This is a genomic window from Ascidiaceihabitans donghaensis (genome assembly GCF_900302465.1).
Classification (GTDB): domain Bacteria; phylum Pseudomonadota; class Alphaproteobacteria; order Rhodobacterales; family Rhodobacteraceae; genus Ascidiaceihabitans; species Ascidiaceihabitans donghaensis.
The window spans coordinates 1805618-1827398 of sequence record NZ_OMOR01000001.1 but is presented as its reverse complement, the minus strand read 5'-3'; the positions used below and the strand labels follow the sequence as shown (position 1 = coordinate 1827398).

The 21781-nt window shown below is 55.3% G+C and carries 24 protein-coding genes and 1 other RNA gene; 13 read left to right on the top strand and 12 right to left on the bottom strand.

Annotated features, from left to right (window positions below):
* Positions 1–789, bottom strand: a complete 789-nt coding sequence (locus ASD8599_RS09205; protein WP_108828254.1) for a DUF2182 domain-containing protein — start codon at positions 787–789, stop codon at positions 1–3.
* A 90-nt stretch (positions 790–879) separates the two neighbouring features.
* On the opposite strand from ASD8599_RS09205, the gene ASD8599_RS09200 reads away from it, so the two are divergent.
* The gene (locus tag ASD8599_RS09200) at positions 880–1608 is read left to right on the top strand and encodes a FadR/GntR family transcriptional regulator (RefSeq protein WP_108828253.1); all 729 of its coding nucleotides are present in this window, start codon (positions 880–882) and stop codon (positions 1606–1608) included.
* Positions 1608–2009, top strand: coding sequence for a DUF6678 family protein (locus tag ASD8599_RS20145; protein WP_146188207.1), 402 nt, complete (start codon positions 1608–1610; stop codon positions 2007–2009). The genes ASD8599_RS09200 and ASD8599_RS20145 overlap by 1 nt, the downstream gene beginning before the upstream one ends.
* A gap of 9 nt (positions 2010–2018) precedes the next feature.
* On the opposite strand, the gene ASD8599_RS09190 is transcribed toward ASD8599_RS20145, so the two are convergent.
* The gene (locus ASD8599_RS09190) at positions 2019–2258 is read right to left on the bottom strand and encodes a hypothetical protein (protein ID WP_108828251.1); all 240 of its coding nucleotides are present in this window, start codon (positions 2256–2258) and stop codon (positions 2019–2021) included.
* Positions 2259–2296: 38 nt separating this feature from the next.
* Between ASD8599_RS09190 and ASD8599_RS09185 the strand changes: the two genes are divergently transcribed.
* The 10 genes from ASD8599_RS09185 to ASD8599_RS09140 all read left to right on the top strand — a co-directional run bounded on the left by ASD8599_RS09185 (position 2297) and on the right by ASD8599_RS09140 (position 8643).
* On the top strand, positions 2297–2647 hold the full coding sequence (locus ASD8599_RS09185; RefSeq protein WP_108828250.1) for a DUF4345 family protein: 351 nt from the start codon (positions 2297–2299) through the stop codon (positions 2645–2647).
* 43 nt (positions 2648–2690) lie between these two features.
* Positions 2691–3039: a transfer-messenger RNA gene (gene ssrA, locus ASD8599_RS09180) on the top strand.
* A gap of 128 nt (positions 3040–3167) precedes the next feature.
* On the top strand, positions 3168–3596 hold the full coding sequence (locus ASD8599_RS09175; protein ID WP_108828249.1) for an ester cyclase: 429 nt from the start codon (positions 3168–3170) through the stop codon (positions 3594–3596).
* Between the two features lie 242 nt (positions 3597–3838).
* A complete protein-coding gene (locus tag ASD8599_RS09170) occupies positions 3839–4651 on the top strand; it encodes a chromate resistance protein ChrB domain-containing protein (RefSeq protein ID WP_108828248.1) in 813 nt (270 codons plus the stop codon).
* Entirely contained in the window at positions 4648–5892 is a 1245-nt protein-coding gene (gene chrA / locus ASD8599_RS09165) for a chromate efflux transporter (RefSeq protein ID WP_108828247.1), read from the top strand. Before ASD8599_RS09170 ends, chrA begins: the two co-directional genes overlap by 4 nt.
* 67 nt (positions 5893–5959) lie before the next feature.
* Positions 5960–6463 carry an SspB family protein gene (locus ASD8599_RS09160; protein ID WP_108828246.1) on the top strand — a complete coding sequence of 168 codons (504 nt, stop codon included), beginning with the start codon at positions 5960–5962 and terminating at the stop codon, positions 6461–6463.
* A gap of 64 nt (positions 6464–6527) precedes the next feature.
* Positions 6528–7919, top strand: coding sequence for a class II fumarate hydratase (gene fumC, locus ASD8599_RS09155; RefSeq protein WP_108828245.1), 1392 nt, complete (start codon positions 6528–6530; stop codon positions 7917–7919).
* Positions 7920–8096 (top strand): DUF4169 family protein, encoded by a 177-nt coding sequence (locus ASD8599_RS09150; RefSeq protein ID WP_108828244.1) that lies wholly within the window; start codon positions 7920–7922, stop codon positions 8094–8096.
* The gene (locus ASD8599_RS09145; RefSeq protein ID WP_108828243.1) at positions 8093–8311 is read left to right on the top strand and encodes a ribbon-helix-helix domain-containing protein; all 219 of its coding nucleotides are present in this window, start codon (positions 8093–8095) and stop codon (positions 8309–8311) included. The genes ASD8599_RS09150 and ASD8599_RS09145 overlap by 4 nt, the downstream gene beginning before the upstream one ends.
* A gap of 23 nt (positions 8312–8334) precedes the next feature.
* The gene (locus tag ASD8599_RS09140; protein ID WP_245925984.1) at positions 8335–8643 is read left to right on the top strand and encodes an aspartate aminotransferase; all 309 of its coding nucleotides are present in this window, start codon (positions 8335–8337) and stop codon (positions 8641–8643) included.
* Here the strand turns inward: ASD8599_RS09140 and ASD8599_RS09135 are convergent.
* The 4 genes from ASD8599_RS09135 to ASD8599_RS09120 all read right to left on the bottom strand — a co-directional run bounded on the left by ASD8599_RS09135 (position 8625) and on the right by ASD8599_RS09120 (position 13046).
* A complete protein-coding gene (locus ASD8599_RS09135) occupies positions 8625–9518 on the bottom strand; it encodes a fructose bisphosphate aldolase (RefSeq protein WP_108828242.1) in 894 nt (297 codons plus the stop codon). The two genes, ASD8599_RS09140 and ASD8599_RS09135, sit on opposite strands and share 19 nt — an antisense overlap.
* A gap of 64 nt (positions 9519–9582) precedes the next feature.
* Positions 9583–10935 (bottom strand): cytochrome P450, encoded by a 1353-nt coding sequence (locus ASD8599_RS09130; protein WP_108828241.1) that lies wholly within the window; start codon positions 10933–10935, stop codon positions 9583–9585.
* Complete coding sequence (locus ASD8599_RS09125) at positions 10932–12233, bottom strand: hypothetical protein (protein WP_108828240.1); 1302 nt, start codon at positions 12231–12233, stop codon at positions 10932–10934. The genes ASD8599_RS09130 and ASD8599_RS09125 overlap by 4 nt, the downstream gene beginning before the upstream one ends.
* Positions 12234–12293: 60 nt before the next feature.
* Positions 12294–13046 carry a cytochrome c biogenesis CcdA family protein gene (locus ASD8599_RS09120; RefSeq protein WP_108828239.1) on the bottom strand — a complete coding sequence of 251 codons (753 nt, stop codon included), beginning with the start codon at positions 13044–13046 and terminating at the stop codon, positions 12294–12296.
* A gap of 92 nt (positions 13047–13138) precedes the next feature.
* On the opposite strand from ASD8599_RS09120, the gene ASD8599_RS09115 reads away from it, so the two are divergent.
* Positions 13139–13372, top strand: coding sequence for a sulfurtransferase TusA family protein (locus tag ASD8599_RS09115; protein ID WP_108828238.1), 234 nt, complete (start codon positions 13139–13141; stop codon positions 13370–13372).
* Positions 13373–13449: 77 nt separating this feature from the next.
* Here the strand turns inward: ASD8599_RS09115 and ASD8599_RS09110 are convergent, their stop codons facing one another.
* The 6 genes from ASD8599_RS09110 to purC all read right to left on the bottom strand — a co-directional run bounded on the left by ASD8599_RS09110 (position 13450) and on the right by purC (position 21775).
* Positions 13450–16281, bottom strand: coding sequence for an Rne/Rng family ribonuclease (locus ASD8599_RS09110; RefSeq protein WP_108828237.1), 2832 nt, complete (start codon positions 16279–16281; stop codon positions 13450–13452).
* A gap of 595 nt (positions 16282–16876) precedes the next feature.
* Positions 16877–18211 carry a sigma-54-dependent transcriptional regulator gene (locus ASD8599_RS09105; protein ID WP_108828236.1) on the bottom strand — a complete coding sequence of 445 codons (1335 nt, stop codon included), beginning with the start codon at positions 18209–18211 and terminating at the stop codon, positions 16877–16879.
* 14 nt (positions 18212–18225) lie between these two features.
* Positions 18226–20040 carry a sensor histidine kinase gene (locus ASD8599_RS09100; protein ID WP_108828235.1) on the bottom strand — a complete coding sequence of 605 codons (1815 nt, stop codon included), beginning with the start codon at positions 20038–20040 and terminating at the stop codon, positions 18226–18228.
* 37 nt (positions 20041–20077) lie between these two features.
* On the bottom strand, positions 20078–20746 hold the full coding sequence (purQ, locus tag ASD8599_RS09095) for a phosphoribosylformylglycinamidine synthase subunit PurQ (RefSeq protein ID WP_108828234.1): 669 nt from the start codon (positions 20744–20746) through the stop codon (positions 20078–20080).
* On the bottom strand, positions 20746–20976 hold the full coding sequence (gene purS, locus ASD8599_RS09090; protein WP_108828233.1) for a phosphoribosylformylglycinamidine synthase subunit PurS: 231 nt from the start codon (positions 20974–20976) through the stop codon (positions 20746–20748). The genes purQ and purS overlap by 1 nt, the downstream gene beginning before the upstream one ends.
* A gap of 37 nt (positions 20977–21013) precedes the next feature.
* A complete protein-coding gene (purC, locus tag ASD8599_RS09085; protein ID WP_108828232.1) occupies positions 21014–21775 on the bottom strand; it encodes a phosphoribosylaminoimidazolesuccinocarboxamide synthase in 762 nt (253 codons plus the stop codon).
* Between the last annotated feature and the right edge of the window lie 6 nt (positions 21776–21781).

Below are 21781 nucleotides of genomic sequence, written 5' to 3'. Positions count from 1 at the left end.
TTATCCTCCTGAAATCAAAGCGTTGCCAGCCACAGCCAAACCAGCCACAACCAAGGCCACACCCATAGGTTTTGTCACTTTATGCCCGATCTGGGGCATTTTTTCGAGTACCATAAAAAACGTCGCAGCGCCCATCCAAAGCAGGCTCATCACGCCACCAACAAATCCAAGCGCCATAAAGCCCCAGCAACAGCCAACACAGAACACACCAAGGCCCAAGCCCATACGCATGCCGCCTGCAAATCCGGTTTTCCAGTGGCCCAGAAAATACATCATCGGGGAATGGCACACGCCGTGGCAAATTTCCTTGGCGCGTGTGAATTGAAAACCGCCCACGACCAAAAGCAAAGCGGCGGTGAACCATGGCGATTTCGCAATTCCCAGCATATCCACGACACCGCCAAACAACAGCGCCAATTGAACGCCTGTGATCAGCGCCGCAAAAGCCACCCAGACCACGAAATAACCCACCAAAACACCAAGCCACCCTGCCCGTGTGCCATCTGCAGAGGCCATGAGGTCTTCATAAGACCGCAGCGTCGGTACCATCGTCGGAAACATCATCGCCGCCATCATAATGGCCCACATCGCAAACAGCGGTCCAAAGTTGGCCATTGGCATATACATCGGCATGCGTGGATCCATCGCGGCCATGCGCGCACCCATCTCGCCGGGTCGTCCGATCCAATCGAGGTCCATGTTGACGCTCATCGCGTACATCATCCACCACGACAGCAGGATCGCGGCAAAAAACGCCAACCAAAGGCCAGAGCGGACAACATGAGACATCGCGGACCCTCCCCGGTAAGCGACTCAGATACGGTTGCCAATCAAATGCCAGACAATTAAAGTCTGCGTCAAACATTAAATGTAAGACAAATGAAAATAGACCCAAATTCCGCCGCTGATCTTTCGGCACAGATCGCCTCAGCCATACGCGATAGTATCGTGTCGGGCGCTTTGATTGTGGACCAGCGCCTACCATCCGAGGCAGAGCTTGCTGACCAGTTCGACGTCTCTCGCCCCACCGTGCGCGAGGCCCTGAAACGTCTCGCCGCCCAATCCCTGATCCGCACGCAACGCGGGGCCACGGGCGGTGCTTTTGTCAACAAACTTAGCTTTGAAGAAGCCTACCCCCAGCAAATCACCACCTCAACGTTGCTGCTGTCCATGAACGCTGTCAGTTTCGAGACCGCCTGCGAAGCCCGCTATGCATTGGAACGCTCCTGTGCGCCGCTGTCTGCCAAACGCCGCAGCCCCGACCACCTCGCGACCATGCGCGCCGAAATCCACCGCCAAGGACAACCGGGCCTAACGGACGAAGCCTTTTGCGCCTCAGACGTGTCGTTCCACCGCGCTTTGGTCGATGGCGCGGGCAATCCGGTGCTCAGCTACCAGTTGGCGGGCGCAGTTGAGGCCATGCAGCCCTTGATGAACATGATCACGTTCACAGCCCGCGACCGCGCCCGCATCGTGGCGCTGCACACGGACATTGCGGATGCTTTGGAAAAACAGGACGCGGATGCTACGTTTGACGCGTTGAAAGCGCTTGAGGTGGAAACGCAGGCCTTGGCGCAAAGTGTGTTTGCTGCGCGGCAAATCAAATAATGGACGATACACAATGCTATCCTCCAAAGCCTGACAAACTTTGGAGCGAGCTTGAAACTACACATTTTTCCGTCGCAAATCATTCCCGCTGGCGCAGTCTCCGCGAGTACATGATAAACGTAAAAGGTGACAAACCCCGATTTCGTTCACGGTGTATTTTGAATGGATATGTATCGAATTGGGATGGTGAATGGACGTATCACTTTTCCGACGGTGGCTTCAAAGATCTTGAGTGGTTTGAGCTTAAAGGCGATGTGCTTAACGACCCACAAATGATTGCCGGCATCGTTAATATTCAGTTTGTAGGGAAATTCGTCGGACCTGCTTTGCGACTTTACGGTTATCTTGAGAACGGTCAGGTCGCTCGTAAGTTAACAATTGAAGATTTTGTTGATCATTGATCGTACTGCTCACCACTCGCCCCACCGCACCAACCCGATCACCGCCGAGGCCATATAAAACCCCTGCAACAGCAGAAACGTCCAGCGCCGGTCAATCACGGCCCATGCGGCAAACAATGACGCCGAAACAAACAACAACGCGAACCCCAGCACCTCGTTGCCTGTGTTAGACGCAATCAACAAAGCATAGATCATCGCCGAAACCGACCCCGTAATCTCAAAAACGGATGTTAACTTGCGGTTGGTCATAGCTTGCCTCTTTGCGTGACGCTGCTAGGTACTGCAGCATGATAGACACCATAAACATTATCGCAGCCCTGCTCACAATTGCCTTTGGGCTTTTTGGGTTTCTCGCACCGCGCTACACCGCCAGCGCACTCGATTTGGAACCAACCCATTCCACAATGGGGCTGAGCGAAATGCGCGCCTCTGTGGGTGGGCTTTTTGTTGCAGCAGGCATCGCCGCCTTATCAATCGGTGCACCAATAGCCTATGCAATGATCGGCTTCGCGTTCGCAGGGGCCGCAACTGGTCGCGTGGTATCGCTTTTTCTGGACAAGCCACCGGTCAAAAAAGTATTTGTTTTCGGCGGGATAGAAGCGGCGTTGGCCGCGTGGATGATAGGCGCAAACCTGTGATCCATCTTCATCTTGCAAAATAAACCTCCGCCGGAGGCTTCCGGCATTTGCAACCCGGACAAACCTTTCCTATATAGAAACTGTCCTTCGGGACTATGGACATAAACGCGCTCGTCATAAGCGGATCGGACCCGGGGGCGGTACCCGGCGACTCCACCAAACATCCTTCATTTGGGGATCATGGGGTCGAAACAGGATCGACGAACGTCTAAAGGGGTTAGCTTTGTCTCGGCTGTCTGCCACCGTTATCGGCGAAAACTGTACAATTGCAAATGACAATCGTGCTCCAGTAGCGATGGCCGCGTAAGCGGTTTCAGCTTCTGAAACTTAACTCCTTGGGTTTAGCGATCTAAGGCGGGGTTCGCAGGTACCTGGCAACAGAAACCTGCACTTTCCTTTCTTCCCCTCAGGTTTACCAAGGCGGTTTCTGCCGCCCATTGCTCTCCGATAGGTTGTTTAAACAATCTTAACAGCTTGAGTTTATCTCTGGTCCTAACAGCAGCAAACAAATGGCAAGCCTTTGGAAAACAAACACGACATTCTAAAGCGCTATTACAAAGACGTTTGGGAACGCGGCAACCTTGACGCGATTGACGCATATTTCGATTTAACAAGTGATGCAGACAGACTTTTGCCGGACCGACGGATTGAACCCGGCGAAATTCGTGAATGGGTTGGGATCATACGCAGCTATGTGACGGACATCGACGTCAAAATCATAAAATCGATCGAAGAAGGCGATTGGATCAGCGCGTTTATGGTGATTGAATGCCGCCGCTTGGATACGGGGCAACCCGTGAAGGCCCATCAACACATCATGCTGCGGTTCACAAAAGACAAAAAGGTCGAAAGCTATCCGCAATTCGACTTTCTGCAATTTTTTGAACAGATCGGGCTTCTGCCGGAAAACTCTCTTGAGCTTTTGATGGGCGGGACCCGCCTGAATTGACAACAGACATTTTGCATAGCTTTTGACGCCGAAAACCAACGCGACCTCGAACCTTCCGGTCCATGAACTAAAACCCGCCCTTTCCAACCTGTCCGCTTTGGAAAATCCCGACTTTTTGCACGCCATAGATTGACCTTTTGACCAGCCAACAGGTACCAATGACGCATGGGGTCAATTGCGAACACCCCGTGAGGCGTCAGCCCAAGTGTCGCATGTTTCCCTTGTTTAAAGGATGCATGCTTATGGCTGCCCCAAATGAAATTACACCGGCCCAATTGCTACGCAAAATCGGCACCCCCGATGTCCCTGTAATCGTCGACATTTCAATCCCGGAGGACTTTGAAGACGACCCAAAGCTGATCCCTGGTGCGATACGGCATTCTCACACCGATATGGCAGGGTTGATGGCAAAACTGAATGGCCGTCACAGCATCATCGTATGCCAAAAGGGTATTAAACTAAGCCAAGGCGTCAGTGCGTGGTTGCGCAGCGAAGGCCTGTCTTCCGAATACCTGCAAGGCGGAAACTACGGCTGGCGTGCCCATGCAGGCGCCCCCCGTGTGCCCTTTGCAGCATTGCCCGTCACCTCGGGCTCAAACACCATTTGGGTCACGCGGCACCGCCCAAAAATCGACCGCATCGCTTGCCCGTGGCTGATCCGACGCTTCGTCGATCCGAAAGCCCGTTTTTTGTTTGTGTCCCCAGCAGAAGTCGCGGGTGTCGCACAGCGTTTTGAGGCCACGCCATTTGATGTCGAAGGCGTCTATTGGACCCATGAAGGCCCAAAATGCACTTTCGACAAAATGCTTGATACCTTCAACTTGCGCACCGACGCGTTGGACCGTATCGCAACCGTCGTGCGCGCCGCCGACACCAATAAACTGGATCAAAGCCCCCAAGCCGCAGGTCTTCTAGCCCTGTCTGTCGGGTTGTCACGGCTGTACCGTGACGACAATGCCCAAATGGAAGCTGGCCTGGCACTATATGATGCGCTTTACCGCTGGGCGCGGGACGGACAGAACGAAAGCCACGACTGGCCCGGGGATCGCACATGACACATTCGGTTGCTCTTTCCACATTTTTACGCGCTTTCGGGCGCATCGGGCTGCTGTCATTTGGCGGGCCTGCGGCACAAATTTCGCTGATGCACGACGAATTGGTCGAGCGGCGCGCCTGGATGTCCGAACAGGACTTTCTGCGTGCTTTGTCACTGTGCATGTTGCTTCCCGGCCCCGAAGCCATGCAACTGGCAACCTATGCGGGGTGGCGGTTGCGGGGCACTTTAGGTGGGTTGATAGCAGGTCTGCTGTTTGTTGTGCCGGGTGCGTTAATCGTTGCGGGTCTGGCTTGGGGATACGTGACCTTTGGACAAGTTCCACTGGTGCAAGCCGCCTTTCTGGGGGTCAAAGCAGCGGTCATCTGCGTGGTTTTGCAAGCTTTGCTTCGGATGAGCCGCAAGGCGCTGAATACCCGTGCCGATTGGGCCTTGGCGGCATTGGCCTTTGTGGCGTTGTTTGCATTTGGGCTTCCGTTTCCAATGTTAATCGCGATCGCAGGGCTTTGGGGGTATCTGACTGCCAACGCCACAGCCCCCCACCCCCCAGCGACAGGCCCGGCACGCGGCCGTCCGCTGCGCAGTCTTTTGGTATGGGGAGGTCTGTGGCTTGCCCCCATACTGGCACTTTGGCTAACAGATCAGGCGTTTCTGACCGAGATTGCCTTGTTTTTCTCAAAGTTAGCCGTTGTCACCTTTGGCGGGGCCTACGCCGTTTTGGCTTATATGACCCAATCGGTGGTGCAGGATTTCGGATGGATCAGCACGCGCGAAATGATTGATGCTTTGGGGTTGGCTGAAACCACGCCGGGGCCTTTGATCCTTGTGACCGAATTTGTGGCCTTTTTGGCGGGATACGCCCAAGGGGGATTGGGTCAGGCACTGGCGGCAGCAGGCCTTGCACTTTGGGTGACATTCATTCCCTGTTTTCTTTGGATCTTTCTGGCGGGACCTTTCATAGACCAGCTTGGCGCCAAACCCAAACTGGCCGCGGCGCTCTCATCCATAACGGCCGCAGTGGTCGGGGTGATCCTGAACCTTTCGCTGTGGTTTGCCTTGCATGTTGTGTTCGCTGACATCCATCGCTGGGGCGCCCTCCCCCTGCCCCGACTGGACACGATCAGCTATAGCGCCCTTACTTTGACGCTGATCGCGGGCTACCTTTTGTTGCGTTTGAAAATTGGCCTTTTGACAGTGCTTGGCATCAGCGCTGCGGCTGCGATTGGCCTGTCCTTGTTCTAATCCACATGCCCCCTTTTCACGCCCGTGAAATGGGGTATGGTAAACACACGACTTAAGGGGATCAAAGATGACCGGCACGATCGACTACGGCAATCTGATGCACTCTGCCATGCGCGGGCTGATTAAAAAAGTGCTGACGGATGTGGCCGCAAACGGCTTGCCGGGCGCTCACCATTTTTTCATAACCTTCGATACCCACCACCCTGATGCGGAATTGGCCGATTGGCTTTCGGACCGGTATCCCGGTGAAATGACGGTTGTGATGCAGCATTGGTATGACAAGTTGGAAGTGGGCGACGACGGGTTCGGGGTGACACTGAACTTCGGGGATGCGCCTGAACCTCTTTATGTGCCCTATGACGCCATCAAAACCTTTGTCGATCCGTCCGTTGAATTTGGCCTGCGCTTCGAGACGCAGGACGAAGACGATGAAGACGGGTCCGACACGCCCACAGAAAACAGCTTGCCAGACATTCTGCCCACCGCACCGGCAACACCTGCCCCCGCACCCGCGGCAAGCGAAGACGTAAAAGAAGCCGAAGTCGTGTCTTTGGACAGCTTCCGCAAATAGTACAATTGCTTTGAAGGCGTGGGGGCGGTAAACCGCGCCTAAACCAGCATTCAGGAGCACACCCATGTCCCAAACCCGCACAGAAACCGACAGCTTTGGCCCTCTAGAGGTCCCTGCGGACAAATACTGGGGTGCTCAGACCCAACGCTCTATTATCAACTTCCCCATCGGCTGGGAAAAACAACCCATCGCCATCGTGCGCGCCTTGGGTGTGATCAAGAAAGCCTGTGCGCAAGCGAACATGGCACAAGGGTCTTTGGATGCGAAACTGGGCGACGCCATTGTGCAAGCGGCGGGCGAAGTGGTCGAGGGTAAATTCGACGACAACTTTCCGTTGGTGGTCTGGCAGACGGGGTCTGGCACACAATCCAACATGAACTCCAACGAGGTCATCGCAAACCGCGCCATTGAAATTCTGGGTGGCGTGATCGGATCGAAAGACCCTGTGCACCCAAACGACCACTGCAACATGGGGCAGTCTTCCAACGATACTTTCCCCACAGCCATGCATATTTCGGCCGCTATGACCGCGCGTGACGTTCTGTTGCCCGGTCTGGAAAAACTGCATGCGGCATTGCAAGCCAAGGTCGAGGCGTTTGATGGCATCATCAAAATCGGGCGCACACATACCCAAGACGCCACGCCTTTGACACTTAGTCAGGAGTTTTCAGGCTACACCCATCAGGTTGCGATGGGCATCCAGCGGGTCAAAGACGCATTGGGCCGCATTTATGAACTGGCACAGGGCGGCACCGCCGTGGGCACGGGTCTGAACACAAAAGAAGGCTGGGGCGAAATGGTCGCCGCAAACATGGCCGAAATCACCGGCCTGCCCTTTGTGACCGCCCCCAACAAGTTTGAAGCTTTGGCCGCCCATGATGCCATGGTCGAAATCTCGGGTGCATTGAAAACAGTGGCCGCATCCCTGTTCAAAATCGCAAACGACATCCGTTTGTTGGGGTCTGGCCCCCGTTGCGGCCTGGGTGAATTGATCTTGCCCGAGAATGAGCCAGGATCGTCCATCATGCCTGGCAAGGTGAACCCCACGCAATGCGAGGCACTGACGCAGGTGTGCATCCACGTTATGGGCAACGATGCCGCAGTGGGCTTTGCCGGATCGCAAGGGCATTTTGAGTTGAACGTCTACAAGCCCATGATGTCCTACAACGTATTGCAATCTATGCAACTTTTGGGGGACGCTGCGTCCGCATTTACAGACAATCTGGTAGACGGTTTGGAAGCCGACGCGGACCGCATCGAAAGATTGATGCGCGAATCCTTGATGCTTGTGACGGCTTTGGCCCCTGAAATCGGCTATGACAACGCCACGAAAGTTGCCAAAACCGCCCATAAAAACGGCACCACATTGAAAGAAGAAGCCATCGCACTTGGCTTTGTCGACGCCGAAACATTTGAGCGCGTGGTGCGCCCGGAAAACATGGTTGGGCCTAAGTAAATGAGTGCGCCCGTCAATTTAAATCGGGTGCGAAAGCAAAAGGCGCGGGCGGCCAAATCTGTCCGCGCGGATGAAAACGCGGCCCTGCACGGGCGCACCAAGGCTGAAAAAGCGGCCCAAATTGCCGCGGATCAAAAGGCCGTACGCCACTTGGACAATCACAAGCGCGACACATGAGCGGACGCCCCATCAAACATTCGCTCACGTTGAAAGGGCACCGAACATCAGTGTCGCTAGAAGACGCCTTCTGGACGGCCTTTCGTGAAATCGCAGCTACAAAAGGTGTACCGATCAACGCTTTGGCTGCTGAAATAGATGCCGCGCGGGACCCCAAGGTGGGGCTGGCATCTTCAATCCGGGTCTTTGTTCTGGCTGAGGTAAGCAAGTCTTAACCTAGAATTGCTTTGATCAAAGAATGATACGACCCCCGTCCCCTCTTAGCCCGGAACGTTGGATGCTGGACATGTTCAGCTCCAAAGCGGCCAGATCGGGCGCTGTTATCCGCCGCAAGGCCCGCGATATCGAACGCTATGCAGGAATGAACAGGTTTCTAGGCGAATGTGCGCGGCGTGGGTTCCAAGTGATAGCAAACGAAGACCAAATCATCATCATCTGCAACCAATCGCCTGTGCATCGGCTGAACGCCCCGTTTTCTTTAAAAGAAAACGATCCGGACACTTTCAAAGTGTCCGGCCCACGTTTCGATCAAGCCACTGATGCTTGATAAATTTTCCCGATGTTTTGTCCCAGCGCGGCGTCAAAGTCTGCATCTGCCATATCCCGCTGCAACCCTTCGGTTAAAGCACGGCTAAAGCTTGCGATCATTTTTGAGTTTTCGGACAACCGCGCACACGCTTCATCTGTGGAGTACCCCCCCGACAGCGCCACGACACGCATCACACGGGGATGATCCGCAAGTTCGTCGTATAGGCCGGGCATTTCCGGAATGGTCAATTTAAGCATGACGTTCTGGTCTGCGTTCAAACGTCCAACATGCGCCATCAGCGCCTCTTTCAGTATCACTTCAGCTTCCGCTTTACTGTCAGAGTTGATGTTCACTTCTGGCTCCACAATCGGCACCAGACCAGCAGCGATGACCACACGGGCCACATCGAATTGTTGGGCCACTACAGCCTCGATGCCAGCGGCGTTTGCGGCATGAATCACGGACCGTTCTTTGGTGCCAAACACCCCACCTTGCGCGGCAGAGGCCAAAACGTCCTCTAGGCCCGGCATCGGTTTCATCACCTGACAGTCGTCAACGATGTCTTCCAAGCCTTTGTCGATTTTCAAAAATGGCACAACACCGCAATCGTCCCACAGGTAGTCAGCAACGGCCTTGCCTTTGATCTGCTCGGCGAGTGTCCGTTCAAACAAAATGGCGCCGATGACTTTGGATTGGTCAAAATCTGGTGCCAGAATAATGCGCTCGCGCATTTTCTGGATTTCGGCAAACATTTCATCTTCTGTATCGAAGACGCTCGCGTCCACGCCATACAATCCCAACGCCTTCGGAGTAGACCCGCCGCTTTGATCCAAAGCCGCGATAAAGCCTGCTCCGGTTGCCATTTGCGCGCGTTTTTTGTCCAAATCTGACATGTCGTACCCCTGATTCCTCTTGTCTGCGCAGGGTGTAGTTCAACCCGCGCCGAATTGGTATATGTTAGCGGCGGACAATCTTCAGACGAATACCCGACTTGGACCGCACCGTCAGATGCGCCACAGGCACAGGGGGCGTGTCTTCTTCATAGCTGATCCGGAAGTCGCGCAATATACGCGATAGCAACAAAGGCCCTTCGATCATCGCAAACCCGGCCCCCGGACAAACCCGCGCCCCTTCCGAAAAGGGAATATAGGCGTCGCGTCCGCATTGCTTGCCATTCTCTGTTTGCCAGCGATCCGGATCAAAATCATCAGGCCGCTCCCACAGTCGTTCATGACGGTGCAGATGCCACGGGCTCAGCACCACTTGGCTGCGTTTTGGAACGGCGCGTTCGCGAAACATCTCGGGGCACTTGGTCTCGCGCACCATCATTGGCACCGGTGGATACAAGCGCAAAGTTTCGCGAAACACATCCCGCGACAGGCGCAGCTTTGACATCACAGCAAAATCGCAGTCCTGCATCGCCTGTGCTTCTGCAGCCAACCGGTCCTGCCAGTCGGGGAACTGCGCCATCAGATACAGCGCCCAAGCCAAAGCAGATGCGCTGGTTTCATGGCCTGCCAAAAAGAAGATCGCGACCTGATCCACCATTTCATCGGTGTCAAACCGGTCCCCCGTTTCGGGGTCCGTTGTGGTCATGATCTTTGTCGCCAAGTCCGCAGGCGCAGTGCCCGCATCAATTTCCGCCATGCGGGTTTGGGTCAATTGCGTGATCAGCGCCCGAATACGCGCAGCACTGGCGCGCGTGTCACGGCGAAACAGACGCGGCATCCACCGCGGCAACGGCACGAAGGCCGCAATGTTCAATATGGGCTGACTGCGTTGGTAGATGCGGAATTCCTCAAACACATCGCGTGCTACAGCGTGTTCGATGGGTATGGAAAACAGCGTGCGAAAAATCACATCTGCCGCGGCATGGCTGGTTTCGCTTTCGATTTCGACGGTTTGCCCCGCCACCGCATCCAACCTGTGCGCCGCCGCTTCTGCCGCGTCCCACATCGCGCCAAAGGTCTCGCGCACCCGCCCCCCTTCGAAAGCAGGATCAATGATACGGCGTTGGCGTTTCCATGTGTCGCCGTTGGTCAGAAACACCGAATTGCCCAGCAACGGACGCAAACCTTCGCCGATCCTGTCGGATTTTGGGAAATCATCGGGCCGGGTCTTTAACACTTCTTTCACAAGCTTTGGCTGGTTCACCATGTAGCTGCGAAAGAAGGGCGTGCGGAATTCGGCCATCCACGCCCGATAAAGCCGCGCAGGTTGTGCCGACAGAATGTCCTGCCGAAACAGCTTCATATACTGCCAAAGCGACACTTTGTTGGGGCGGCTTGGGGGTTTCGGGGGCTGGGTCATGGCATCACTGACGTGAATTTGGACACAGCATGATCAATGCGGGATTTCGACGGTGGTCTGTCCTTGTAGCGCTCTGACAGTAAGACGGGGCCGGCTGTGATCTGGAAATAATCGTAGTCCTTGGGGCGATCAAAGGCGCACAGATACTGAAAGTGCAAGCGAAAGAACTTCCAACGCAATGACTTCCAACGCTGGGGGCTTAGGCTTTGTGTGAACCGTGCAGAAAACACCAAAGGCCAGATTTTGCCATCGGGGGCCACACCAGACACCGATACAGGATCACACAAGGCAAAGGCGCAACCGTCACCGGGCGCCGTTACATCCACCCACGTCAACGCGTCCTGCGTCGACAAAAACTGCAAATCAGCGCGCAAACGATGTGCGTGGCGCAAGAAGGACACCATCGGCACCACCTGCCCCAAAGATAGAAACGCCAGCTTTGGTCCTTGCTGTGGAACCGCCCCTGCCCGGATCAAATCCGATAGAATAGAGACGCCCAGATGCGCACCAGAGGAATGACCAACCACCAGCACCTCGTCCACGTCATCCCGCAAGGCCTGCGCAATCGTGGACTGAAATTCCGCCATACGGGTTTCAAGCTCAGGTGGGTTTTCACCCTTAGACGCTGCCGAATAGGCATAGTCATGCATCAGGTAATAGACAAAGAACTTGCCGTCGTTTTTCTTGAACCAGCGCAACACCAGCCAGAAGGCAAGGCACCCACCCACGACGGCCAAGACAAGTGTTTCTTCGAACCAACGCGGCCAGATCACCACAGGGCCATAAATGGCCTCTTCCAGCAAAAACGCGGCTTCTGCGATCACAGTGCCCGCACCATAAAAGGCAAAAAGCGCCACTAGCAATTGCACGATTAACATGCCGACTGGATAAAGAGCCGCGATCACCGGCCCCTTGCGCAACCGCATCAACCGCCGCAGCGCACCGGACCCAATGTATTCCCAAGCGGTGCGGATCATCTGCCAATACGTGGCCGGAATCGACGTGGCCATACTGCCCCGCACAATATCGGACCACACAAGCACTTCGACATCCGCATGCACGTCTTCGCCGTCGATGGTCGCATCAACCTGCCAGCCGTAGTTGCCTTTGCCCACTTTCGGCTTCAACGCGATGTCATAACCACTGATCTGCGCCTGATCGCGCCCTTCTGATCGGTACAATTCGCGGTAGCGACGCGGATGAATAGGATCATAGCCCGGAATGTAGAACACCCGGCGCCGTTTGACCGGTTGCTTATGCGCCGGCTGCTTGTTCAATTGTGGGCTGTCACTGCTCATCGACGCACCTTTGTTCGGGTGCATCTTAACGAGAATTTGGGGCAAAACTAGGGCTTGGGATCAACCAAATTCAGCCAATGCGGGGAAGGTTTCAAGCAGCCAGAACGCCATCGACGTGAAAGCCCCCGTGACCATCGCAAGACCTACCAAAATGAGCAACGCCCCCATGCACCGCTCAATCATGACCATGTGGCGCTTGATCTTGTTCATCACCCCCATGGCACGGCTGATGAAAATGGCGGCCAGCAAAAACGGGATGCCCAACCCGGCCGCATAAATGCCCAACAACAACGTGCCGCGCGCCACGGACCCTTCGGAGGCCGCCAACGACAGGATCGCACCCAATTGCGGCCCGATGCATGGTGTCCACCCGAACGCGAAGGCAAGCCCGAGAACGTAAGCACCAAACGACGAACCACCCTGATCCCCCGCCTCAATCCGCGCCTCTTGGTCCAGAAACGGGATCCGGAAAACCCCCACAAAATGCAGGCCAAAAACGATGATCACCACACCTGAGATTTGCGCGAAAAGTATCTGATTTTGCAGGAAAAATATCCCGAAAGCTGATGCTGCAAATCCAAGGATCAAAAACACAGTGCTTAAGCCCATGACAAAAAACAGCGCCGTCACGATGGTCTTGCGACGGTCAGCGTCCTGACTGGTCATATCACCGACGCTCATCCCGCTCATGTAGGCCAGATAAGGCGGCACGATGGGCAGTACGCAGGGGCTGAGAAAGCTGATGATACCCGCAGTCAAAGCCACAAGCATGGCAGGCACAAGCCCTGCGTCGATGATTTCTATTCCAAACATTGCACCCTCTTAGGCGATTATTTCCAACGCGTCACGCAGATGCCGGTCACAACCTTGTGGACAGGGTGAAACATTGGACCTATCTGCCTTCTATGACCGATGACATACACACACTTGATGCGTTGGGGTTGTTGTGCCCCCTTCCCGTTCTCAAAGCCCGCAAACGCCTGCAAAAGCTGGCGATCGGTGCGCAGTTGACCATGCTGGCAGACGATCCTGCTGCTATTGTTGATGTGCCTATGTTCTGCATGGAAGCCGGCCATGTCCTGGTGTCTTGCAGCGACCAAGATGGTGTTCAAGCCTATGTGATCCGCAAGGCAGGCTAGCTTTTTGCGGGCGTGACAACAAAAAAAGGCGGACCCTTACCGGATCCGCCTTTTTATCTGTCAAAACATATTAAAGCCTATTTGGACCCCAAGGACCACCACCCGCGCCGTTTCGGCTTTGGCGGTTCTTCTGCTTTGGGTTCCGGTTCTGGTGCGGCTTGTGCAACAACAGGTTCCGGCGCCGGGGCTGGCGTTTCAGCAACGGGTTCCGGGGCAGCTTCAACAACAGGCTCAGGAGTGATCTCTGCAACCGGTTCTGGTGCGGCCTCGGCAGCACTTTCCGCAACAACAGGTGCTTGTGCCGCCTCTGCGGCTGCTGCGGCCTCGGCTGCCTTTTGAGCCGCTGTTTTACGCGGCGCACGGGCACGTTTCGGCTTTTCGGCCTTTTCCGGCTTCGCCTCTGCTTCAGGTGCTGCTTCTGCACCATCCGCAGCTGCAGCTTTCGCTTCGGCCTCTGCCGCCTTTTGAGCCGCCGTTTTACGCGGCGCACGCGTGCGTTTCGGCTTTGCGGGCTTTTCTTCCGCTGCGACCTCTTCCGTAGCCGGAGCATCAGATGCTGGCGCTTCCGCCTTGGGCTCTTGGGGTGTTGCGCCTTCAGCTTGCGCCTCTACCGGTGCGTCTGCGGGTTTTGCAGGTGCATCGGCTTGAGTGCCCTCGCCTTCGATGGTCGCGTCTTCTGCATTTGCATCGGACCCGTTTTCACCGTCTTGGGACGACGATTTGCGACGACGACGACGACGGCGGCGGCGTTTGGGTTTCGCTTCTCCATCCTCAGTTGTAGCGGCTGTCCCGTCTGTGCTTTCTTTGGCTTCTGCTTCGGTTTCAGCGGCTTCCGCTTTGTCTGCGGCAGCGGCATCCGCTTCGTCGATTTTGTCCATAATGGATGTATCAACCGACACAACCGCCGCAGATGCTTCAGGCACACGGCGCGTCGCCGTCTTGAATTTCTCAAGGCTGAAATCGGGGCTGATCAGCGTAGGATCACCTTCAATCCGTACAGACATGCCATACCGCGCTTCGATCTGAGCGATGTGTTCACGCTTTTGGTTCATCAAGAAATTGGCAATGCCAACCGGGCAACGCACCAACACTTCACGAGAACGACGGCGGGTGCCTTCTTCTTCGATCTGGCGCAAAATTGACAGCGCAAGGTTGTCATCGGACCGGATCAAACCCGTGCCGTGGCAGGCAGGACATGGCTGTGTTGTCGCTTCGATCATGCCCGGACGCAGACGCTGGCGCGACATTTCCATCAGGCCAAAGCCGGAAATACGGCCCACCTGAATGCGTGCGCGGTCTGTCTTCAGCTTGTCTTTCATGCGCTTTTCAACAGCGGCGTTATTCTTACGCTCGTCCATGTCAATAAAGTCGATGACGATCAGACCTGCAAGGTCACGCAGACGCAATTGGCGCGCGACTTCTTCGGCAGCTTCCAAGTTGGTCTTGGTCGCGGTTTCCTCAATTGAGCCTTCTTTGGTGGCCCGACCAGAGTTCACGTCAATCGCCACAAGCGCTTCGGTGACACCGATCACGATGTAGCCACCGGATTTCAGCTGCACAGTCGGATTGAACATGCCTGCCAGATAGCTTTCCACCTGATAGCGGGCGAACAAGGGCAGCGTGTCTTCATAGCGTTTCACGTTTTTGGCGTGGGACGGCATGATCATCTTCATGAAGTCCTTGGCGATGCGGTAGCCGCGTTCACCTTCCACAAAGACTTCGTCGATGTCGCGGTTGTACAGATCACGGATAGACCGTTTGATCAGGTCGCCTTCCTCGTAGATCTTCGCCGGGGCGATAGATTTCAGGGTCAGCTCGCGGATTTGTTCCCAAAGACGCAGTAGATATTCATAGTCGCGTTTGATCTCGGCCTTGGTGCGTTTCGCACCTGCGGTGCGCACAATCAGACCCGCGCCAGTTGGCACTTCGATCTCGTTGGCGATTTCTTTCAGTTTCTTGCGGTCGGCTGCATTGGTGATCTTGCGTGAAATGCCACCACCACGCGCCGTGTTTGGCATCAAAACGCAATAACGACCGGCCAATGACAAATATGTGGTCAGGGCAGCGCCTTTGTTGCCGCGCTCTTCCTTGACGACCTGCACCAGCAAAATCTGGCGGACTTTAACAACTTCCTGAATTTTGTAGCGACGTGGGCGTGGCTTGCGCACTGGGCGAATGTCTTCGCTATCGTCTTCATCAGCAACAGATTCAATGCTGTCATCTTTGGATGTGGCGTCGGCGCCTTTTGCTTCTTCGCCATCGTCATCCTCAGCATCTGACGCATCGTCGGTTTCAGCGTCCTCTGCTGTTTCGTCAGAAACGTCAGCAACGGGTGCATCGTCTTCTGTTTCAGACGCATCAGGGGTCTCAACAGGGGTTTCCTTGACTGTCTCCATCGGAGACGAGCCCTCTTCGACAACAGCAGCAGAATCCTCGGACGCATCATCCAGATCAATGGTTTCCATGCCCTTGATCTCATCGCTTTCGACCTCAGCGGTGACGACGGCGTCGTCCGACGCGACATCTTCAGCTTTTGACTTGCTGCGCGAACGGCTGCGCGAGCGGGACCGCGAACGTTTGGGCTTGTCGTCTTCTTCTTCGCGGGCCTTTTGCGCTTCGGCATAGGCACGCTCTTCCTCCATCAGGGCCTCACGGTCCGCGACGGGGATCTGATAATAATCAGGGTGGATCTCGCTGAACGCCAGGAAACCATGGCGATTGCCGCCATAGTCAACAAAGGCCGCCTGCAAGGACGGCTCAACACGGGTTACTTTTGCGAGGTAAATATTGCCAGCAAGCTGGCGTTTGTTTTCCGATTCAAAGTCGAATTCTTCGACCTTGTTGTCGTCAACGACCACGACACGCGTTTCTTCCGCGTGGGTGGCATCGATAAGCATTTTCTTAGGCATGGTGTCCGTTTGCACAAACGTAGAAGCGGCCTCCCCGGAGGAGCGGCAACTTTAGGGATGTGTCTTGTCAGGGCGATTGGGGACGGCGCAGCACATGCGAAGGCCGAAAGGCCCCCTGCTCTGTGTCTCAATATCGTCGCGCGCGTCATCGCGTTTCTTCTCCGACGCGCAGTGCTTCGGGGAAGGTCCCCGCAGCCAGCGCATCCATTATTTGCCGCGAAATGAAAACTCATTTCGTCAGCGTTCTCATGACCCGTCGCCGGGTCCAATCGGTCTGTCTGGTCTTGGGGACTGGGCCTTGCCGCAGCCATCCGGTGTCCAGAACAGCGAAACTCATATATCGGTGCTGACGCGATACCGTGTCAGTCTACCTATCCCTTTAGATAAGTGGAAACACAAACCAAATACAATGGGCAATGTCCGACAGAGACAGATATTCGACACCAAAGAGAAAAGGAAAAGACAATCTTAGGTTGGCCCTGTTTCCTTTCGCTCAAAATACTTCGGGGTTTGGGGCAGCGCCCCATGACACCCTCCGAACCTGCGCCCAAGATCAGAAACACACATGTAAGGTGCAGTTCACTGCACCACGCGGCTAAAGATAATCGGAACGCTGCAAACCGTATTTGGCCATTTTTTCATTCAAAGTACGGCGCGGCAAACACAGCTCATCCATAACAGAGGCGATGGACCCTTTATGACGGCGCATGGTGTTGTCGATCAGCATGCGCTCAAAGGCTTCAACATATTCCTTCAAAGGCTTGCCTTCGGTGGTCATGACGGGCTGCATTTCTTCGTGATCCGACATCAACAACGACGCGATGGTGCCCGACCCGCGACGCTCTTGCAGCACCGCGCGTTCCGCGACATTGATCAGTTGACGCACATTTCCGGGCCAAGGGGCCTGCAAAAGCTGTGCTGCCTCTTGGGCAGACACTTTGGGGGCATCACAGCCATATTCTTCGGAAAACTGCTCACTCAGACGGGTAAACAAAGTCAGAATATCTTCGCCACGCTGGCGCAACGGCGGAACAGTGATCTTCAATGCGGCCAAACGGTAGAACAAATCAGGGCGCAGCGCGTCTTCGCATGTGCGACCCGCTTCTTGCATGTTGGAAATGCCCACGATGCGAGTCTCTGCGGGGGTGCCTTGATCGTTGATGACACTCAGCAGGCGGGCCTGCAGGGTTTCGGACAACGCTTCGATGTCCTCCAACACAAGCGTGCCACCGCGGGCCTCTTCAACAGCAGGCAATTGCGTGTCTTCGGGCAACATCGGACCAAAAAGGCGCTTCGACAGCACCTCTTCTTCCAAGGCAGAGCAATTGACCAACACGAATTTCTTGCCCGCGCGTGATCCCACGGCATGCAGCGCATGCGCCACAAGCGTTTTGCCTGTGCCGGTTTCGCCATCGATCAATACGTGCCCATCAGCTTGACCAAGGTCCAGAATATCTTCGCGCAGGCGCTCCATGACGGGCGACTGGCCAATCAGTTTTTTCATCAACTGGCCGCCGTCAGACAGCTCGCGGCGCAACATACGGTTGTCCATGACAAGACGGCGGGCGTTGGTGGCTTTCTTCGCCAATTGGCTCATGCGATCAGGATTGAAAGGTTTTTCAAGGAAATCAAAGGCACCGACACGCATGGCCTCAACAGCCATCGGAACATCACCGTGACCGGTGATCATGATGACAGGCAAAGCACTATCGTGGCCCATAAGTTTTTTCAAAAACTGCATCCCGTCCATGCCGGGCATCTTGATGTCGGAAATGACAATGCCCGGATATTCGGGACCAAGAATTTTCAACGCGTCTTCCGCGCTGGCAAATGTTTCTGTGTCGTAGCCCGACAAAGCCAACCACTGGCTGATGGATTGACGCATATCCTGTTCGTCGTCGACGATCGCGATTTTCATAGCTTGGGTCATGATCTTTTGTCTTCCTATTCCGCCGCCTGATTTTTACCAAACGGGTGCATGGTCATGCCAGCAGGTGGCATCGTTTTGGCTATCATCTCGCCTTCTTGTTCGGTCAATATGGGAAGCTTCATTTCAAACACTGCCCCCCCCTGTTGACCGTCGCGGGCTGTGAGACGTCCCCCCAAATCGTTGACGATGCCTGATGAAATGGCAAGGCCCAGCCCAACGCCGTCACCGGGCTGCTTGGTGGTGTAGAAGGGCTCAAAAAGGCTGTCGAGGTCCGCGATGCCTTCACCATTGTCACGCACCGTCAGGGTGGCGGTTTCGCCGGCAGACAGGATGATATCGACATGCGGATGGCGCGCAGCCTTGGTGGCATCCAATGCATTGCGCAACAGGTTCACCATGACCTGTTCGATACGCATACGATCCCCCATGACAAGCACCGGTTGATCGGGCAATATACGACTGATTTCGACCTGACGCTGACGCAGTTGCGGCTCCATCATGGATAGGCTGGACGCCAGCGCATCGGCCATGTTTACAGGGGAAAGCGTCTCTGCACCCTTACGCGCATACGACTTAAGCTGACGGGTGATGGCGCCCATGCGCTCAATCAGATCATCGATGCGACCAAAGGACGAAAGGGCTTCATCCGGGCGATTGCGATTAAGCAACAAACGCGCTCCCGCAAGATAGGTCTTCATCGCGGCCAGCGGCTGGTTCAGCTCATGTGAAACGGCCGCAGACATTTCGCCTAACGCCGCCAGTTTGCTGGATTGTTCAAGGGTCTGTTCCGCCACGGCCAAGGTCTCTTGCACCCTTTGTCGTTCGGCGATTTCCCGCTGGAGACGCGCGTTCAACTGGCGAAGCTCTGCCGACTCGCGCTGCACAAATGCCATGCGCCCCGCCGTGCGCCGGCTTAAGAAATAGAACGCCAGCGCCAGCAGAATCGCAAACCCCATAATCTCGATCGCCAAAACCCCGTTCACCCGCTCGCGCACAGAGGCGTAGGTGGTGAATGATTTCATGCGCCAGCCCCGAAACGGAATCTTGTTTTCCAAACGCATCACAGCTTCGCCCTGCACATAAGCGTCGGGGGGCAAAGCCGTCCAATCTGCGGTCGCCTGAATGGCGCGTTGAATGGCGCTTTGTGGGTTTTGCCGCGCCAAGGCGTCTTCTTCGGTGCGCCCCCGCCAGCGCGGTTCCGTTGACAAAATGATCGTGCCTGTGCTGTCGGTCACGATCAAAGCATCCGAAATTCCCGCCCAGGCGCGTTCGAATTTTTGCAAATCCACTTCGACCAGGATGACACCCAAAGTGTCCCCGCCCGCTTGCATGCGCCGCGAATGTGTAAACCGGTACCCGCCACTTTCACGCTGACCCACCGTGAAAATCGTACCTGATCCGCGTAAAGCATCCAGAAAATAGGGCTTTGAGCCGTGGTTGGACCCAAGCAAATTCCGGTCCGTTGCAGCTACAGTGCGGCCGTCCCGATCCAAAAGCGTCAAAGACGCCGCCCCGATTTCCTCCACAAAAGACAGCAACCGCTGCGTTGACCGGGAATAATCCGAAGAATTCAAAGCCCCCAACAACGTGGGGTCACGCGACAAGAGTTGCGGAACGATAGAGTTCTGACGCAATTCAGCCTGCAGGTTGCCGGAATACAACGCCAAACGCAGTTCCGCACGGTTGCGCGTGGTCTCAGTGAAGCGGTCCGTCAACAATCTGTTGGTGATTGAGATTGTGGCGACAGCCAACACCAGCAACAACGCAAGCGCCAGACGCACCCGCCAGCTGATGGCTTTGTTCTTACTGAAAACGCGTTCACTGACCATGGCGGGCAACGTAACCCGCCTAAGTCCCAGTCTCAAGTTACGCAGGCGTCAACGCGCCCGTCAACGCGCGGAAAAGCGCCTGTCCATCAGTGCCACCATGCCCCGCATCCGCTGCGCGTTCTGGGTGAGGCATCATGCCAAGAACACGACGATTTGCAGATAGAATGCCCGCAATATCGGCTTTCGCGCCGTTTGGTGTGTCGGTGTAGGTGAAGGCAATCCGGTCTTCGCCTTTCAGCTGCGCAATCACGTCATCCTCGGCAAAGTAGTTGCCATCGTGGTGCGCAATTGGAATGTCGATCACATCGCCAGCGTTGTACCCTTCGGTGTAGGCGCTTTGCGACGTTTCTACTTTTAAACCAACGGTTTTGCAGATGTACTTCAAGCCGGCATTGCGCAGCAAAGCCCCAGGTAGAATACCGGTTTCGGTCAAAACCTGAAAGCCGTTGCAGATGCCCACGGCATAGCCACCCTTTTCGGTATGGCTGACAATTTCACGACAGATGGGCGAGTTCGCGGCAATCGCGCCACAGCGCAGATAGTCGCCAAACGAAAAGCCGCCCGGAACGCCGACAATGTCGACGCCGTCAGGCAGTTTCGTGTCTTTATGCCACACCATCGACACCTTGGCGCCTGCCGCCTCGAAGGCCACCGCCAAGTCGCGGTCGCAGTTCGATCCCGGAAAAACAACAACCGCTGCGTGCATCAGCCCATCTCCACGCTGTAGGATTCGATGACTGTGTTGGCCAGAAGCTTTTCACACATGTCTTTGACCTGCGCTTCGGTGGCCCCGTCGGCCAGATCCAGTTCGATCACTTTGCCCTGACGCACACCTTCAACGCCGTCAAACCCCATTGCGCCAAGTGCGTGGCGCACAGCCTCGCCTTGCGGGTCCAAAACACCGTTTTTCAGCATCACATGCACACGTGCTTTCATGTCAGTCGTCTCCGAATGGTCGTTGGTTAAGAGTGGATCAGTTGATCAAAGTAGGTTTTGTAATGGGCGTCGAGGTCTTAGGCATAACCCCCAAACGCGTCGCCACTTCTGTATAGGCATCGGCAAGATTGCCCAGATCGCGGCGGAAGACGTCTTTATCAAGCTTCTGGCCTGTTTCCATGTCCCACAACCGGCAGCTGTCCGGGCTGATCTCATCTGCCACGATCAAACGCTGGTAGTCGCCATCATAGACGCGGCCGATCTCGATTTTGAAATCGATCAGTTTGATGCCGACACCGTACATGACGCCGGACAGGAAATCGTTGACCCGCAACGCCAAAGACAAAATGTCGTCCATGTCCTGCTGGCTTGCCCAACCAAAGGCCGCGATATGTTCCTCAGAGACCAATGGATCGCCAAGACTATCGTCTTTATAGCAATATTCAACGATAGGGCGCGGAAGTTGCGTGCCCTCTTCCAACCCAAGACGCTTTGACATTGTGCCTGCTGCATAGTTGCGCACGATCACTTCCAAAGGCACAATTTCACAAGATTTGCAAAGCTGCTCACGCATGTTCAGCCGCTTAATGAAATGCGTCGGCACCCCGATCTGGTTCAAACCGACCATGAAGTATTCACACAGGCGGTTGTTCAACACGCCTTTGCCTTCAATGACGTCCTTTTTCTGCGCGTTAAAGGCAGTGGCGTCATCTTTGAAATATTGCACGATCGTGCCGGCCTCGGGGCCTTCATAGATGATCTTTGCTTTGCCTTCGTAGATTTTGTTGCGCCGGGCCATGGGCGT